The organism is Aliiroseovarius sp. F47248L (assembly GCF_023016085.1).
Classification (GTDB): Bacteria; Pseudomonadota; Alphaproteobacteria; order Rhodobacterales; family Rhodobacteraceae; genus Aliiroseovarius.
Window position 1 is genome coordinate 1,041,957 of the sequence record NZ_JALKBF010000001.1, and the last position, 15,504, is coordinate 1,057,460.

15 protein-coding genes are annotated in these 15,504 nt (G+C 56.6%); 7 read left to right on the forward strand and 8 right to left on the reverse strand.

Features of this window, described 5'->3' with window-relative positions; genetic code table 11:
- Both MWU51_RS05210 and MWU51_RS05215 read right to left on the reverse strand, forming a co-directional pair.
- Entirely contained in the window at positions 1-693 is a 693-nt protein-coding gene (locus tag MWU51_RS05210) for a class I SAM-dependent methyltransferase (protein ID WP_247035328.1), read from the reverse strand.
- Positions 686-1,666 carry a glycosyltransferase family 2 protein gene (locus MWU51_RS05215; RefSeq protein ID WP_247035329.1) on the reverse strand — a complete coding sequence of 327 codons (981 nt, stop codon included), beginning with the start codon at positions 1,664-1,666 and terminating at the stop codon, positions 686-688. The genes MWU51_RS05210 and MWU51_RS05215 overlap by 8 nt, the downstream gene beginning before the upstream one ends.
- An 84-nt stretch (positions 1,667-1,750) precedes the next feature.
- Here MWU51_RS05215 and MWU51_RS05220 point away from each other — a divergent pair, with 84 nt between their 5' ends.
- Positions 1,751-3,067, forward strand: coding sequence for a glycosyltransferase 87 family protein (locus tag MWU51_RS05220; protein ID WP_247035330.1), 1,317 nt, complete (start codon positions 1,751-1,753; stop codon positions 3,065-3,067).
- Between the two features lie 644 nt (positions 3,068-3,711).
- On the opposite strand, the gene MWU51_RS05225 is transcribed toward MWU51_RS05220, so the two are convergent.
- Positions 3,712-4,176: a GNAT family N-acetyltransferase gene (locus MWU51_RS05225; protein ID WP_247035331.1), complete on the reverse strand. Its 465-nt coding sequence runs from the start codon at positions 4,174-4,176 to the stop codon at positions 3,712-3,714.
- Between the two features lie 738 nt (positions 4,177-4,914).
- Between MWU51_RS05225 and MWU51_RS05230 the strand changes: the two genes are divergently transcribed.
- Both MWU51_RS05230 and MWU51_RS05235 read left to right on the forward strand, forming a co-directional pair.
- Positions 4,915-5,331 (forward strand): universal stress protein, encoded by a 417-nt coding sequence (locus MWU51_RS05230; RefSeq protein WP_247035332.1) that lies wholly within the window; start codon positions 4,915-4,917, stop codon positions 5,329-5,331.
- Positions 5,332-5,375: 44 nt separating this feature from the next.
- Positions 5,376-7,043 (forward strand): BCCT family transporter, encoded by a 1,668-nt coding sequence (locus MWU51_RS05235; RefSeq protein ID WP_247035334.1) that lies wholly within the window; start codon positions 5,376-5,378, stop codon positions 7,041-7,043.
- Between the two features lie 63 nt (positions 7,044-7,106).
- Here MWU51_RS05235 and MWU51_RS05240 read toward each other — a convergent pair whose 3' ends face one another.
- The 4 genes from MWU51_RS05240 to MWU51_RS05255 are packed head-to-tail and all read right to left on the reverse strand — an operon-like array spanning position 7,107 to position 11,326.
- Entirely contained in the window at positions 7,107-7,889 is a 783-nt protein-coding gene (locus MWU51_RS05240; protein WP_247035336.1) for an arginine deiminase family protein, read from the reverse strand.
- Between the two features lie 16 nt (positions 7,890-7,905).
- A complete protein-coding gene (locus MWU51_RS05245; protein ID WP_247035338.1) occupies positions 7,906-9,498 on the reverse strand; it encodes a 5-guanidino-2-oxopentanoate decarboxylase in 1,593 nt (530 codons plus the stop codon).
- A complete protein-coding gene (locus tag MWU51_RS05250; RefSeq protein ID WP_247035341.1) occupies positions 9,495-10,682 on the reverse strand; it encodes a pyridoxal phosphate-dependent aminotransferase in 1,188 nt (395 codons plus the stop codon). Before MWU51_RS05250 ends, MWU51_RS05245 begins: the two co-directional genes overlap by 4 nt.
- The gene (locus MWU51_RS05255; RefSeq protein WP_247035343.1) at positions 10,679-11,326 is read right to left on the reverse strand and encodes a TetR/AcrR family transcriptional regulator; all 648 of its coding nucleotides are present in this window, start codon (positions 11,324-11,326) and stop codon (positions 10,679-10,681) included. Before MWU51_RS05255 ends, MWU51_RS05250 begins: the two co-directional genes overlap by 4 nt.
- A 79-nt stretch (positions 11,327-11,405) precedes the next feature.
- On the opposite strand from MWU51_RS05255, the gene MWU51_RS05260 reads away from it, so the two are divergent.
- The 4 genes from MWU51_RS05260 to MWU51_RS05275 are packed head-to-tail and all read left to right on the forward strand — an operon-like array spanning position 11,406 to position 14,550.
- A complete protein-coding gene (locus tag MWU51_RS05260) occupies positions 11,406-12,209 on the forward strand; it encodes an ATP-binding cassette domain-containing protein (RefSeq protein WP_281502638.1) in 804 nt (267 codons plus the stop codon).
- Between the two features lie 32 nt (positions 12,210-12,241).
- Positions 12,242-13,015 carry a transporter substrate-binding domain-containing protein gene (locus MWU51_RS05265; RefSeq protein WP_247035345.1) on the forward strand — a complete coding sequence of 258 codons (774 nt, stop codon included), beginning with the start codon at positions 12,242-12,244 and terminating at the stop codon, positions 13,013-13,015.
- A gap of 9 nt (positions 13,016-13,024) precedes the next feature.
- Positions 13,025-13,777 (forward strand): ABC transporter permease subunit, encoded by a 753-nt coding sequence (locus MWU51_RS05270; protein ID WP_247035347.1) that lies wholly within the window; start codon positions 13,025-13,027, stop codon positions 13,775-13,777.
- A complete protein-coding gene (locus tag MWU51_RS05275; RefSeq protein WP_247035355.1) occupies positions 13,774-14,550 on the forward strand; it encodes an ABC transporter permease in 777 nt (258 codons plus the stop codon). Before MWU51_RS05270 ends, MWU51_RS05275 begins: the two co-directional genes overlap by 4 nt.
- Here the strand turns inward: MWU51_RS05275 and MWU51_RS05280 are convergent.
- Complete coding sequence (locus tag MWU51_RS05280; RefSeq protein WP_247035357.1) at positions 14,547-15,461, reverse strand: alpha/beta fold hydrolase; 915 nt, start codon at positions 15,459-15,461, stop codon at positions 14,547-14,549. The genes MWU51_RS05275 and MWU51_RS05280 overlap by 4 nt on opposite strands.
- Positions 15,462-15,504: the final 43 nt, after the last annotated feature.

The window sequence follows — 15,504 nt, forward strand, 5'->3', positions numbered from 1 at the left end:
TCATGGCACTCGGCCGATGGCGGCGTATTGCGCACCAAGGGGTAGCCAATGCAATCGGCGCTCAAGCCTTCTGAAGCCGGGCTTGTTGGATGGGAAAAACACAAAATTGCGGATTGCAACGTCGATCAGGCCAGCCTCCCGCATGCGACGGCGCATATTGCGCGTGCCGAGCAAGACCGCGTCAGCGTCAAACGGGCAACGAGCTACAGACAGGCGCGTTCCGGGGTTGATCGGGTTATGCTCGATCAGGCAAACCAGCCCACCGGGGGCGACGACCCGGCCCAGTTCGGCCATAAAATTCTTCCAATCCGCAGGCGGCACATGGTGCATAACGCAGATCGACAGGCTCATGTCAAAATAGTTGTCATCGTAGGGCAGGGTCCGCCCGTCGTAGACTTTGTATAGATTGGCTGGGTTATCGGCACGAGCGCGGTTGATGCTGTCTTTTGATACATCTACGCCATTAACCAACGAAAACATTGGCGAAATCAGCGGATGCAATGCACCAATACCACAACCAACATCCAGGAGCTTGGGGCGTGGGCGTTCCTTTAACCGCAGAGCAAGAAGATCTTGGATCATTAACGCTTTGGACTGCTGAAAAAAATCATGCGACAGGCCGGAAAAGCTGATGGATTGTTCAACCGTATCGGAATAGCGGTCGCTATAGGCGTCAAATTGGTCTTTAGCCATGAGATACTCGTTTAGGATTCGGCATTTGCACAACATTTGCCACGCCGATGCTTTCCGAAATGAAATAAAGGGGGCGTTGTTTGCTCTCGTTATGGATGCGGCCGACGTAAAGACCGATAACGCCACTGATCAACAGGTTCATGCCCGACAGGAACGACAGGATCACGATGGTCGAGGCCCAGCCGTCAATCAACTCGTCCGTGAAAAGCGCCATGATGAAGATATACGCGCCATAGGTCATCGCGCCCAGAGAGACGAGTGCGCCCAGCCAAAGAGCAAGCCGCAGTGGCGCGTCGGAAAAGCCGACGACGCCGTCCATTGCAAGACGCACCATCTTTTTTAATGGGTATTTGGACACACCTGCAGCGCGCTCGGGACGGTCAAACTGTACCAGCGTCTGGCGAAAACCGACCCAAGCAAACATGCCACGCAAGAAACGATCCCGTTCGGGCATGGATTTGATGGCTTGGATAACTTTGGCGTCCACCAGCCTGAAATCACCCACATCGCGCGGAATATCAACCGATGAAAGTCGCGCCAACAGGCGGTAGAATAAGCTGGCAGTGAGCTTTTTGAACCGAGTTTCGCCTTCGCGCGCTCGACGTTGAGCATGCACGATTTCATAGCCCTCCTTCCACTTTGCAATCAGTTCATGCACAATCTCGGGCGGGTCCTGAAGGTCGGCATCCATGATGATCACCGCTTTGCCCTCGACAGTGTTCAGCCCGGCGGTAACCGCAATTTGATGGCCAAAGTTACGCGACAGGCGGATCATCTTGATGCGCGGGTCACGAGCGGCGTATTCGGCAACAATTGCAGGGCCTTGGTCGCGACTACCATCATCGACAAACACGATTTCACTGTGTCCATCGATCTTGTCTATCAATGTCGTTATCCGGTCCAGCAATGCGGGCAGTATCGCCTCTTCATTCATGAAAGGGACGACAAAGCTGTATGTGACGGATGATTTCATTGCGGTCTCTATTCGCATAGCTGTTACCTAAAGCGGTAAGCTTCCCTGATTTACCGGAAAATCTCATAGGAATGAGGCAGGATTTTGACTGTTTCTTGTCGCGACATGATTTTAGGTAATGGCAAGTATTATTTCCAAAATAGATGGATTGACGGCGGTGGGTGTGGAAAAGTTGAAAATACACGAGTTAGGGTGGTGATGAAGATGAGCGACGCAATCTCAGATGATTTTGAGACCTACCTTAGCGCGCCGCTGCTGACATGGGTGCTAAGTTTCAGCCTGATCGTGTGTTACGCGCTGCTTTATCCGGTCACGCAACCGGATCATTTCAAGTTTCTTCTACCTTGGCTGCGGGCGATTACCGGGTCTGACGGATTTGAAGTCTTTACCACAGGTTTCTCTAACTACACAGGCGGCTATATCAGTTTGCTATGGTTGGTGAGTCTGGCCAATCCGCTCCTGTCTGAACTGGCGATCATCAAGGTTACCGCAGTCATCGGTAGTGTTATGGCCGCCTTCGGTGTGACGCAGTGCTTGGCGGCAGCGGGATGGGCGGGACGCGCCCGACTGAATGCGGGGCTGATGTTTATGTTGTTGCCAACGTCAATGCTGAATGGCATTGGCTGGGGGCAGGCGGACGCATTTTTCACGGCCTTTATTTTGTACTCTATGGCCGCCGTACTTCGGCAGCGACCGTTACTGGCTGGATTGATGTTTGCCATCGCTGTCTCGTTCAAGCTGCAGGCGATATTCTTCGCCCCTTTTTTGCTTGGATATTTGCTTAAGACGCCGGGCCGAATGCTGATATCAGCGGCCAGTATTCTGCCCGTCTATCTGCTGGTGAACGCAATTTATCTGGCGTCCGGGCGAGACTTGATGGAGGTTTTTACAATCTATGCCGGCCAAGCGCAGACCTTCACCCGATTGTCGATGAATGCCGGAAATTTCTGGTTGATGCTGGATATGCTGGGCCCGGCGGAGGTTCTAAGCGGGCAACATCGGTCGTTTGTACTGGCGGGGTTGATTGTCGCATCAGCTGCGGGTGTAGTGATTATCTCAAAGGTCCGCAAAGCGCCTTTTACACCGCGCGCGATGATTTACTATGCCTGTGTTTCAGCGATCTTGATGCCCTTCCTACTGCCGAAAATGCACGAGCGTTTCTTCTTTCCGGCAGAGGTGCTGTTGTTTGTTGCCGCGCTGATGCACTCCCGGTTTCTGCCTGTCGCAGTATTGACGCAACTATCAGGAATCGCGATGTATTCAGTATACCATGATACCTTTGGTGTAAGAGCACTACTGGGCTGGCCGTGGGTCGCGATTGCGGGGGTCGCGTTAATGGCCGCTGCAGTATATTTACTGTTGCGATGGGTCAGAGCGGATGGGGCAGAGACTAGGTTTTAGCGAAAACTCGCTGCTCTTTGACCCAATCAAACTAACAGCTGACCAGAAATTCTTTAACTCCCGAAGCCGAAAACCTATCATTTTTCCGGTGTAGGTCGATTACTCTCTGTGTCCGGCGGGCGAAGCCGAACATCGCAATGTTGCGGCGGCCTTCTATGAATTCCTAAAGTGGGCATGATAATCTAAAGGGCCGCAATATGACAATCTTTCGAAACCTTCAATGCTAGCGCGCGCAAGCATCATGCTACCAGAGCGTTCCAAAAAACCGGCTTGGCTATTTCAGCACCCAACCGGTTTCAGTGTCTATTGTGAGGTTTGATTCATTAATCCGCATTCACAGCGAACTATCGGTTTGAAAACCACCGAGATCGACACGGCTGAAAGATAGAAACGGGGATATTCGCTGGATCGCCGAAACCTTGTTGCTGTAAGCGCAAATGTTACGTTGAACTTTCTGCATTGCATCCACTGCGATCGCGTAGGTCGGCTTCGCCCCACAGAGTGTGAGTTCGAGCATCTCAAACTCTGCACATGCAGCGAATGACGGCAATGTGGGCTGCGACTGCAGCATCTTGCCCATTCGGTCAAGGGTAGGAGTGGGCCGTGAGCAGTCACTCCTACTCGGCCCGCTCTGTGAACTGCGCTTAGTGCGGCTGCAGTATTAACTCGACTTCATCGTCAACTATTCTACCGGTTTTCTTGAAACCAAATGCCTCGTAAAGCAGCAGAGCGCCACCTGGCACATCAACAACACTAGTTACGACGTTGGAGCGTCCCTTTTCGCGTGCAATGCCTTTAGCAAATTCTAGTGCAGCCAAACCGTACCCTTGGCCTTGATGGGCCCGGTCAACCATCAGGCGCCAAATGTAGATCCCATCAGGATCGTCACCTTCATCCAACTCGGCTTCAGGATGAGACATGTCCACTATTGCTAAAAACCCCACAGGAGTGTCGTGCTCCCAGATACCGAACATCTCGGATCCCGGCTCAAAAATTGACTGAGCCATTGTCATCAGATTGGGCGCGACAAAGGTTGTTTGATCGCTTCCGACGTTCAGAGACGCCAATGGTTGTAACGTTTTACGAGTCAAAGTTCGAAATTTCGGCATGTGTCGCGTTTACCAGAAAAGCAAATCCTAGACAAATCCGGTGAGCGTCCCGTTCGCAAGGTCGAGACACCTGATGTGAATTTTTTAGCGCCCCAATGTCGTCGTTAGCGCAGTAACTACAGTTGAACCAGAGAGCAATCTGCGGCTCCGTCTATGACGGACCAAAAAGGGCTTAAAGCCGCTGCTCGCTATAAGCCGTTTGGAAGACCGCGTTGGGCCGCATTCAGTTTAGACGACGGCCCATGTAACAGCACAGTCACAGCTGATCACCCTAGATGAATAGGTTGGCGTATTCTTGCAGCTTGGATTTGATCGGTAGGTACAGGAAATTGTGACACAATCTGCTCAACAGGCGAAAAAGATGGGCTTCTCTATCCTGTTGACTATAGACAACCAAGTCTCGATTTCTCACTTTTTGAAAACACCTCCGTTCCGCCACTTACCCTATCAGATCTGCTTTTTTCTCATGAAGGTATTCTCGTGCTGAGTTTGAGCTTGCATGCGCTGATTCGAGGCATGCGCCACGCCCGGAAGACGCGCGGTTGGGGGCTTAAAATCAGGCCAAAACCAACGGGTTGAATGCGATGGTCATGGATGCAAGACTGGCCTCGTCACTTTGATCCACCCCGCCTGCCTGTTGTGCAGCGCGAGCGTTTGCAGCAGAGGACGGCCATTTTTCGAATTGGCACCACCCGGCAACAAGCGGCGATATGAAAGCCGTCGGATACAGGAGGGAAGATGTTCAACAAGATACTTTCACCAGTCGATCTTACCCATGCGGATAAGCTTGATAAAGCAATCGCCGTCGCAGGCGACTTGGCCCGTACATATGGGGCAGAGGTTTGCTTTGTCGGTGTGACGACATCAACGCCAAGTGAACTGGCCCAGACCCCCAAGGAATACAGCAAGCAATTGGAAAAGTTTGCTGCCGATCAGGGCGCAAAACTGGAAATCTCAACCTCAAGCCACATGATCGTGAGCCATGATCCAGCGGTTCAAATGAATCAGGAACTCGAGGACGCGGTGACCGAAATTGGAGCTGATTTGGTCGTTATGGCGACACATCCACCCGGCGTTAGCGACTACTTTTGGTCTGGGCACGGGGCGCATCTAGCGGCTCATAGCAAGGCTTCCGTGATGCTGATCCGTGGCTGATCGCGCGTATGCACGTGCAAAAAAATAATTAGAAAGGACGCCGAATGGTCGACCAATCACCCAACTCGGAGGAGCTGGAGGGTATACCAACCCCCGATGGCACCACCCAACTTATTGAAACCGAATACGAAATAGGAGAGGACAACGTCGAAGGCACCGTCGGTCCCTTCGGCTTTGATATCCACAATCCGGTGTTCCTGATTTCGGGAATGTCTATCGTAGCCTTCGTCTTCTACACTCTGGCCTTGCCAGAGCAGTCAAATGCGTTGTTCAGCTGGCTGTTCGGCGCAGTCACCAAAGGCTTTGATTGGTTCTTTATCGGCGCGGCCAACATCTTTGTGCTGTTCTGTCTTGTGCTGATCGTTACCCCATGGGGCAATGTGCGTCTTGGCGGTACCGAAGCGACACCCGACTATAGCTATGTCGGCTGGTTTGCTATGCTGTTTGCCGCCGGGATGGGCATCGGCCTGATGTTCTATGGCGTCTCTGAACCGATGAGCCATTTCTCTTCGTCATTGGGCGGAACTGCGGCCGAGAATGGCGTGCGGACCGACTGGGCGCCGCTTGGGGCCGCCGGTGGGGATACGGATGCGGCCGTACGCCTTGGTATGGCGGCGACGATCTTCCACTGGGGCCTGCATCCGTGGGCGATCTATGCCATCGTCGCGTTGTCTCTGGCGCTGTTTTCCTACAATAAAGGTCTTCCGCTGACGATCCGTTCGGCCTTCTATCCGATCTTTGGCGACGCTGTTTGGGGTTGGGTCGGGCACATCATCGACACACTGGCAGTTTTTGCCACGCTGTTTGGTCTGGCAACCTCCTTGGGCTTTGGCGCCACTCAGGCGAATGCCGGTCTGAACGAGCTGTTCGGCTTGCCGGTCGGATCAACGACCGAGGTGGTGCTGATCTCTGTCATCACGGCGATAGCGCTGCTCTCGGTACTGCGCGGCCTTGATGGCGGCGTGAAGGTGCTGTCCGAAATCAACATGGGCCTTGCCTTCCTTTTGTTGATCTTTGTGCTGCTGGTCGGTCCGACCCTTTATCTGGTGAAGCTGTTCTTCAGCTCGTTGGGGGCATATCTGCAGTATCTACCGGCACTGTCCAACCCGGTCGGACGTGAAGACGTGAACTTCATGCAGGGCTGGACGTCGTTCTATTGGGCGTGGTGGATCAGCTGGTCACCTTTCGTAGGCATGTTCATCGCACGTGTCAGCCGGGGTCGCACAGTGCGCGAGTTTATCATCTGCGTTCTTCTGATCCCGTCGATGGTTTGTGTGCTGTGGATGACTGTCTTTGGTGGCACGGCGCTGCATCAGGTCATCAATGATGGTTACACCGTGGCACAAGAGGCTGCGCTGGAACTGAAGCTGTTCAAGATGCTGGACGTGATGCCGCTGGCCGGAATCACCTCGTTGGTCGGAATCATGCTGGTGGTCGTGTTCTTCGTCACCTCGTCTGACTCCGGTTCGCTGGTGATCGACACTATCACGGCTGGAGGCAAGATCGACGCCCCGGTGCCGCAGCGGGCCTTCTGGTGCATCTTTGAAGGGGCGGTGGCAATCGTTCTTCTGCTCAGCGCAGGCGGGTTGCAGTCGCTGCAATCCATGGTGATTTCCACCGGGCTGCCCTTCACTGTGGTGTTGTTGCTGATGTGTGTTGCGATCGGTAAGGGGTTGTCATCTGAACGACGGTCGATCAAAGACGCCGAGTAAGAAACGACAAAGACCGCCTCGGTCGAGGCGGTCTTTTCCTTTAGGCTGCGCCGAAAATTGCGTTCAGAACCGAAGCGACAGGCAGGACATACCACCATCCAGTTTGGCGCATTCTGAATTGTTGATTTCAACCACGTCGTAGCCAGCTTTACCTAGCATCTCGGCGGTGCGGGGAAAGCCTGCGGGCATCAGCACAAACTGGTTGAAACGAATGCTGTTGGCCGCGGCTTCTTCGCCGTCGGCCACTTGTAAGACCCTGTACCCTTCGAAACAGCCAGAGGCATCCAGACGTTTGGTGGACAGGATCGTCTCACCGTCAAGCAACGAGCAGTCGGTCTTGAAATGCAGGACACCCGGCGGGGTAAAGACCTCGCGCAGGCTGTGACCCCAATCGCCGACGATCCCGGACAACTCGGCAACCCCTGCGGCGTCTGTTCGGTCCGATCGCCCGACAAGAATCTCGCGGCCAGTGACCAGAATATCGCCGCCTTCGATATGACCCGGCCCGGAGATTTCACGCACTTCGTCATAAAGGTTGCGAAGGGCAGGGGCCATGTGGGCCACTTCGCCCATGCGGCTTGGGGCACCGGGGCGCATCAGCACAGCCCCTTCGGGCAGACAAAGGGCAGTATCTTCGACAAAAACTGCATCTGGAAGATCGTCAAGCGGGGGCAGCTCGATCACCTCGGCCCCGGTTTTTTTCAACGTGGCAATATAATGCGCGTGATCCTTTAACATCTGATCCAGATCGGGCGTGCCTATGTCTTCGGCGCGTAAACCTTCGGTGATGCTGGCCGCAGGACGGCGGGTTATGGCGCGGGTGAACTCATAGGTTGGGTCGGTCATACGTTGTCTCGCTTGTTCAGAGGGGGTGCGCCGAATTGGGCGCTTGAATTTCGATCAGGGTGGGGCCGGATACATCGCGGGCTGCGCGCAAAGAGCGGGCGATGTTACCCGGATCGCAACGCCAAAACGGCATCCCGCAGGATCGGGCGACATGCTCGAAATCCGGCGGAGTCGGATCGCATCCCACCACGGTCACGCCTGCGTCCAGCATAGAGGTCGCAATTTCCTGATAGCCGTAGTTGTTCCAGATCACGAAGGTGATGGGCAGGTTTTCATCCACGGCACACATCAATTCGGGCAGGCTAAACTGTGCGCCACCATCGCCGGTCAGACAGATGACCGGGGCGGTCGGGTCCGCCATCGCGGCCCCAATCGCCGCCGGAATGCCGTATCCCAGTGCGCCAAATCCGGTTGCGGCGTTGAACCAGCCGCCCGGTCGGTCGTGGTCGTAAAAGAGGTTACCGGCATAAATCGGCTGCGCGGAATCGCCCACGATGATGGCGGCAGGGATAGTGTCCCGGATGATGTTCAGGACAGCGTTCAGCGCCTGCATATCGGAGCCAATTTCGTCAAAGGCAGCGGACCGAGCCTGATCGGCCCGTGTCGCGCCATTCCGGTCAAAACCATTTCCCCCAAGATGCGTGTTTAGTGCTGTAAGAGCATCGGTCGCGTCGCCAAGGATTGGGACTTCGGCGGGGTGGCGCGTCAATTGATCGGGGCACAGGTCGATACGGATCAGGGTGTTCAGCTTCGGCATTGTCCCGCTGGCATACATGTCATAGTCGGTCGGCCCCAGCTCGGTTCCGATGGCCAGTACGACGTCGGCGGCGTCGATCAGATCGCGCACGGCACCAAGGCTGGGGCTGGCGGGAACGCCCAGCGGATGGGCATAGAGGACACCGCGCGCATTCACGGTTTGCACGACCGGCGCATCCAGCCTTTCAGCCAGATCGCGCAGCGCAAGGGCGGCCGTCCGTGCGCCTCCTCCTGCCAAAAGAACGGGCGAGCGGGCAGTGGCCAATAGGTCAGCCGCCAATGCGATCTGACGGGTGTCGAGTTCCCGAACAGTTTCGGGGGCAGGGGCAGGCGTGGTTTGCGAGATGTCCTGTCCCGCCACATCCAGTGGAATCTCAATATGGACCGGGCCGGGTCGCCCGGATTGGAACGCGCCAAAGGCCGAGTTTATTGCGTGCGAAAGGCCCTTTGGCGTTTCGACTCGTTCAGAGACAAGCGCCACTTTGCGCGCCAACCCCTGCTGATCGGGCAATTCATGCAAATGACCCAGACCGTTGCCAAGGCTGGGCAGTGCATTTACGCCAGACACCACCAGCATCGGCACGCTATCAGCGCGTGCCTGACCCATGGCGGTCAGCGTGTTGGTCAAGCCCGGACCGGTAATTACGAAGGCCACGCCCGGCTTGCCAGACACACGCGCATAGCCATCGGCCATGAACCCGGCGCCTTGTTCGTGGCGCGGGGTGACGTGGCGGATCGACGATGTTGCCAGCACGCGATACAGTTCGATCGTGTGCACACCGGGGATGCCAAACACACAGGAAACACCACGATTTTCCAGTTCAACAACAAGGGCTTCTCCCACACTTGTCATGCGGTTTCCAATTGCAGTTGGGTGGCGTGTTGGATGATCCGGGTACAAGCTGTGTCGAACGCATCGTCGTCGATGGTTAGCGCGACACGCACCCAATTGTCCAGCGTGGAGCCAAAGGACGTGCCCGGCATAACGGCAACATGTGCGTGTTCCAGCAGATGCAGGGCGTAGTCATTGCCGTTCAACCCGGTCGAGGAGACGTCGATCATCGCAAACATGCCTGCTTGAGGCGTGTGCACTTTCAGATCGCAGCCTTGGGTCAGGCGGTGTTCAAGGTGACGGGCGCGGGCGGCGAAGCGGGTGCACATGTCATGCGCTACGTCTGATCCGTCACCTACGGCTTTTTCGGTCATATCCGCGATGAAAGGCTGATTGCCAAACAGCATGGTTTCCGACAGCGGCAACAAGGTTTCGGTAAAAGCTTCGGGGCCGATACACCATCCACTGCGAAATCCCGGTGCCGCGTGTGATTTCGAGATTGATGAGACAACGATCACCCGGTCGGAAAGTTCGTCCCGCGACAAGGGCGACGTGAAGGTTTCTCCATCAAAGATCAGATCTTCATACACCTCGTCCGATATGATCCACAAGTCGTGTGCCAATGCCAGTTCGCCAATTGCGTCGATGTCAGACGCGGTCAGTATGGAACCGGTAGGATTGTGCGGCGTCGTCAAAAGGATTGCACGGGTTCTGGGCGTGATGCGGGCGGCCAGGTCGTCAGCAGCCAGACGAAATCCATTCTCGGGGCGCAAGGGCACCGGCACCATGTCCGCCCCGCTTGCGCGGATCACGCCCTCATAGGTGGCATACATCGGATCACCGACCAGCACCTCGCAACCAGTGTCGGCAATACCCATCATGACAGAGAACAGGGCGGTTTGCGTGCCGGGAAAGCACATAACCTGATTGGCGCTGATGGGGCGGCCAGTTCTTTGCGAATAACGCTCTGACAAGGCTGCGCGCAGCCCCGGCTCTCCGCGTCCATCCGAATACCCCGTGCGCCCAGCCTGCATGGCCGCAGACGCTACATCCATCAATGCTTTAGGGGTGGGGACATCCGGCTCGCCAATCGTCAGTTCAAGGATGTCATGCCCCTGTGCGCGAAGCGCCTTTGCCTTGATGTGGACGTCCCATTTGGCGCCACCCAGTCCAGCAAGTCGCCGGGTGATATCTGCGTATCTCATGATTGGCTTCCTGTTTTTTGCAAATCAATTCCAATGATTGCGCCGACTGATTGCAGTCCGATCTCGGGTAGTTCTCCCGCCTCGAACGCATTGGGCAGCGCGCCGCCTTCCATCCACAGCCCGTCAATCACCGCGTTACAGGCAATCGCCAAATGTCTGAGACGGGGCGGGGTTGCCGTAACGCCCGCTTCGGCCAAAGCATTGGCGATCAATCCCTCCAGACGGTCGCGAAAATCGTGATAGGTCTGTTCGTGGATCTGCTGCATTCGAGCGTCTTCCCGCACCTTGTTCAGAAAACTCGCCCAAAGGGACACCGATGCCGGATCGACCACTGGCGGGTTTAATCCTGCCGCTACGAAGTTCGCAAGCTGTGTTCTTGCCGAGGCTCCCTCTGGCACATCTGGCGAGGAGGTCAGATCGGTCATATGGCTCATGTGAAACTCATAGGCGGCGGAGATCAGGTCTTCCTTCGACGTGAAATAGTGTCGGATCAGTCCCTGCGTGACATCGGCCCGTTCCGCAATGGCACGCACCGTGGCTCCCCGAACACCGCGCTCTGCGATCAAAGCAAGGGCGGCCAGGATCAACGCTTCTTTGCGTTGCTCGGCAGGTTCGCGCCTGAACTTTGGAGAGCTGTGCATCATCGGATATCTCAGCCTGCTAATTATACGCTTGCATAATTACGGAAATCGCGGCTTACTACAAGCCGGAAATTGGGGGACGATGATGGCAACGCCAGAAATGACGGCCATGGAAGAACAAGTATCAACCGAAGAAACCGAGGCCATTCGGGTGACGGATCTGCACAAGTCCTTCGGGACGCTTGAGGTGCTGAAAGGGGTCTCGCTGACTGCGCACAAGGGCGATGTCGTGGCGATCATCGGTGGCAGCGGGTCGGGTAAATCGACCTTCCTGCGCTGTATCAACTTTCTGGAAACCCCTAGCTCTGGCCAGATCGTCATCAATGGGGAAGAGGTTTTGATGCGTCCAGACGGAACCCCCGTCAAACGCCGCCAGATCGAACGTATCCGCACGCGGCTCGGCATGGTGTTTCAGGCGTTCAACCTGTGGACCCATCGCACCCTTCTGGAAAACGTGATCGAAGTGCCGGTGCATGTGTTAAAAGTGCCGCGCGATAAGGCGATTGAGCGCGCGAAAGAGCTGTTGGAGCGGGTTGGTCTGGGTGACAAGGCCGAAACCTTCCCGTCGTTCCTGTCCGGTGGGCAACAGCAGCGTGCCGCGATTGCCCGCGCATTGGCGGTTGATCCCAGCGTGATGCTTTTTGACGAACCTACCAGCGCTCTGGACCCCGAATTGGTCGGCGAGGTTCTTACTGTGATCCGCGATCTGGCGGCCGAAGGGCGCACCATGCTTTTGGTCACGCACGAGATGAAATTTGCCCGCGAAGTGGCGACCCATGTCGTCTATCTTTTTGAAGGGCAGATCGAAGAACAAGGCCCGCCCGCCGAGGTCTTCGGCAATCCGAAATCCGCACGGCTGCAACAGTTTCTGAAGACAGTCGGCTAACAACACTGAAACCAACCAACGGGAGAATACATATGAAACTGAAGAAATTACTAGCCTCTGGCCTAGCCGCAACAGTGCTTGCCGCCGGGTCTGCCGCAGCGCAAGAAGTCAAGATTGGTATCGCTGCTGAGCCTTATCCGCCCTTTGCGTCACTTGATGCGTCCGGCAACTGGGTCGGATGGGAAGTTGAAGTAATCGGCGCAGTTTGCGCCGCAGCCGAGCTGGATTGTGTGATCACGCCCGTAGCGTGGGACGGGATCATCCCGTCGCTGACCGGCCAGCAGATTGACGCGATCATGGCGTCTATGTCGATTACCGAAGAACGCATGAAAACCATTGATTTCAGCGACCCTTACTATAACACGCCTGCCGTGATTGTGGCGGACAAATCGATGGATATCGAGGCGACACCGGAATCGCTTGCGGGCAAGATCGTCGGCATTCAGGCCTCAACCATCCACCAGACCTACGCCAATGCGTATTTTGGGGATGCCGCAGAAATTCGCGTCTACCAGACGCAGGATGAAGCCAATCAAGACCTTGTTGCAGGACGTATCGACGCGACACAAGCCGACAGCATCGCGATGGCCGATTTCGTCAATTCCGACGCAGGTGCGTGCTGCGAAATCAAAGGCGCGGTCGCCAATGACGAGGCTATTCTGGGCAAAGGTGTCGGCGCGGGCGTCCGTAAGGGTGACGATGCGTTGCGTGAAAGTTTGAACAAAGGGATCGCCGCCATTCTGGCCGACGGCACCCATGCCGAGATCACGTCGCGATACTTCACGACCAGCATCTATAGCGAATAAGGCACCGCTTTGGAGCTGATCCTCGACACGCTTGGCCTGGCCAAAAGCGCAGAACTTCTGTCGCTCAGTCCTCCGGGGTGGGGCGGCAATCTGCTGCGCGGCCTTGCCAACTCGCTTCAGATCGCCTTCGGGGCGTTCGGGTTTGGGTTGGTGATCGGGCTGTTTGGCGCGTCGGGCAAACTCTATGGCGGGGTGGTCATTCGTGATCTCCTCGCCATTTACACAACGGTGATCCGGGCGGTGCCTGAACTGGTACTGATCCTGATCCTCTATTATGTCGGCACCGATCTGATCAATCAGGCTTCCAGTGCGCTTGGTTATGGGCGCGTGGAAATCAGCGGAGTGGTGGCCGGCATTTGGGTCTTGGGCATCGTTCAAGGCGCTTACGCGACCGAGGTGCTGCGCGGCGCCATTCAGGCGATCCCGCATGGGCAGATCGAGGCTGCGCGCGCCTTTGGCATGCCGCCCTTCATGCTGATGCGCCGGGTGACGATCCCGGCGATGATGTCTTTTGCGACGCCCGGTCTGGCTAATCTTTGGCTGATCGCGACCAAGGACACCGCGCTTCTGGCCATCGTGGGCTTCAGCGAGCTGACGCTCGAGACCCGACAAGCGGCGTCCAGCACCCGAGCCTATTTCACCTTCTTTCTGGCGGCCGGTGCGCTTTACATGATCGTGACCCTGTTTTCCGGCGCGATCTTTGCGCGGATCGAAAAATGGGCGCGCCGTGGACAACCGTCGTTGCGCGGAGCGGGCAAATGACGGGTTGGCGCAGCTTGATGCAACCGCACCGGATCGTGCTGATGGCGCTGTTTGCGGGGCTGGTGATCTGGTGCGCGGTCGCACTGCGCTGGGACTGGATCCCGGAATATGCACCACTGGCCATTGAAGGCGCATGGCGGACAATCTGGATTTTGGTCGTGACCACGGTTGCCGGGTTCCTTCTGGCCATTCCCCTTGGTCTCGCGCAGGCCGTCGGGCCTTGGTATCTGTCCGCACCGGCCAGAACGTTCTGCACGATCATTCGCGGCACACCGCTTCTGTTGCAAATCTGGCTGCTTTATTACGGGTTGGGGTCGCTGTTTCCGCAGATCCCGTGGATCCGTGGCAGTGAGCTTTGGCCTTATCTGCGACAGGCCTGGCCCTATGCGGTTCTAGCGCTGACTCTGTCCTATGCGGGCTATGAGGGCGAGGTGATGCGCGGCGCATTTGCAGGCGTCAACAAGGGGCAGTTGGAGGCCGCCAACGCCTTTGGCATGCCCCGTTTCACAATGTTTCGCCGCATATGGTTGCCGCAGGCGATCCGAAACGTCCTTCCTACGCTGGGGGGCGAGACCATCCTGCAACTGAAAGCCACGCCGTTGGTGGCCACAATCACGGTGGTCGAGATCTATTCTGTCTCGTCCCGCGTGCGGTCGGACTTGTTTATCGTATATGAGCCATTGCTGCTGCTGGCCCTGTTCTACATGGTCATTGCGGGCATCATCGCACTTCTGTTCCGACGGTTCGAGTTGAAGACAGGAGGCCGCCGTTAGGCTGGGAGCGTTGCCAACGCGTCCAGTGCGCGATCCAGCACATCGGCATTGTTTGTATCCATCATCATCATGTGACTGTTGCCAGACGTAAACGCGGTTGCGCCAAGAACGCGCACGGTCTTTGCGCCTTGTGCAAACCAGTCCCAACCTATCGCGCGCGTCTGCCAATCCGAGTCAGTATCAAGGAAATCACCGGCGCAGATCACGATGGGCGGATTCGGCGCGTGGTTTGCATCATCGGGCAGGCCAGAGGGTTCAATCGCAATGATCCCTTCGAACAATTCTGGCGCAGTTGAAAGCGCGTCAAAAGTTACTTCGGCCCCCTGGCTGTGACAGATCACCAGGGCCGGTCCGATCCGTTCCAAAACAGCTTGCAGAGCGGTAGATTGAAGCGGCGTTGTGCCTAGCCAGCGCGGCACAAACTGGCGCGCAAAGGTTTCGAAGTGGCGAACCGGGAACAACTGACCGGGGAAGGGGGTGCGTGTGGCAAAGCCGTCGGCAGGGCCGATGCGGAACAAGGTCCATGCTTCCTCCAGACTGCGCAGGATCGGGTCGCCATCCCACAGACTCGGTGCAAACCCAGCGCGGCCCCGTTCGACATTGTCGACCACATGAACCTCAAATCCGTGTGTCAGCAGAAGGTGCAGCCAGCCGGGTCGCCCATCCGGCGTCGTCTCCCAACAACTGCCGGACATGCCGCCGCCATGGACCAGCACCACCGGCGGGCCGGGGCGGCGGTCTTGCGGCACGAAATACTGCACATAGGCATGTTCGACCGCGAAATGCCCGCGTGGGTCGACAGTAAACGACACGCTGCGGGTGAACTGCACCTTGCGCGGGGTGCCTTCGGTCACGTGCAGATGCCGACCGCCCACGGTGTAAGAACCGAAGTCTTTCAGGTTATAGCTCACGGCGGGGTCCTAGCGGTGTGCAAAACGCCGCGCCCCGGACCGG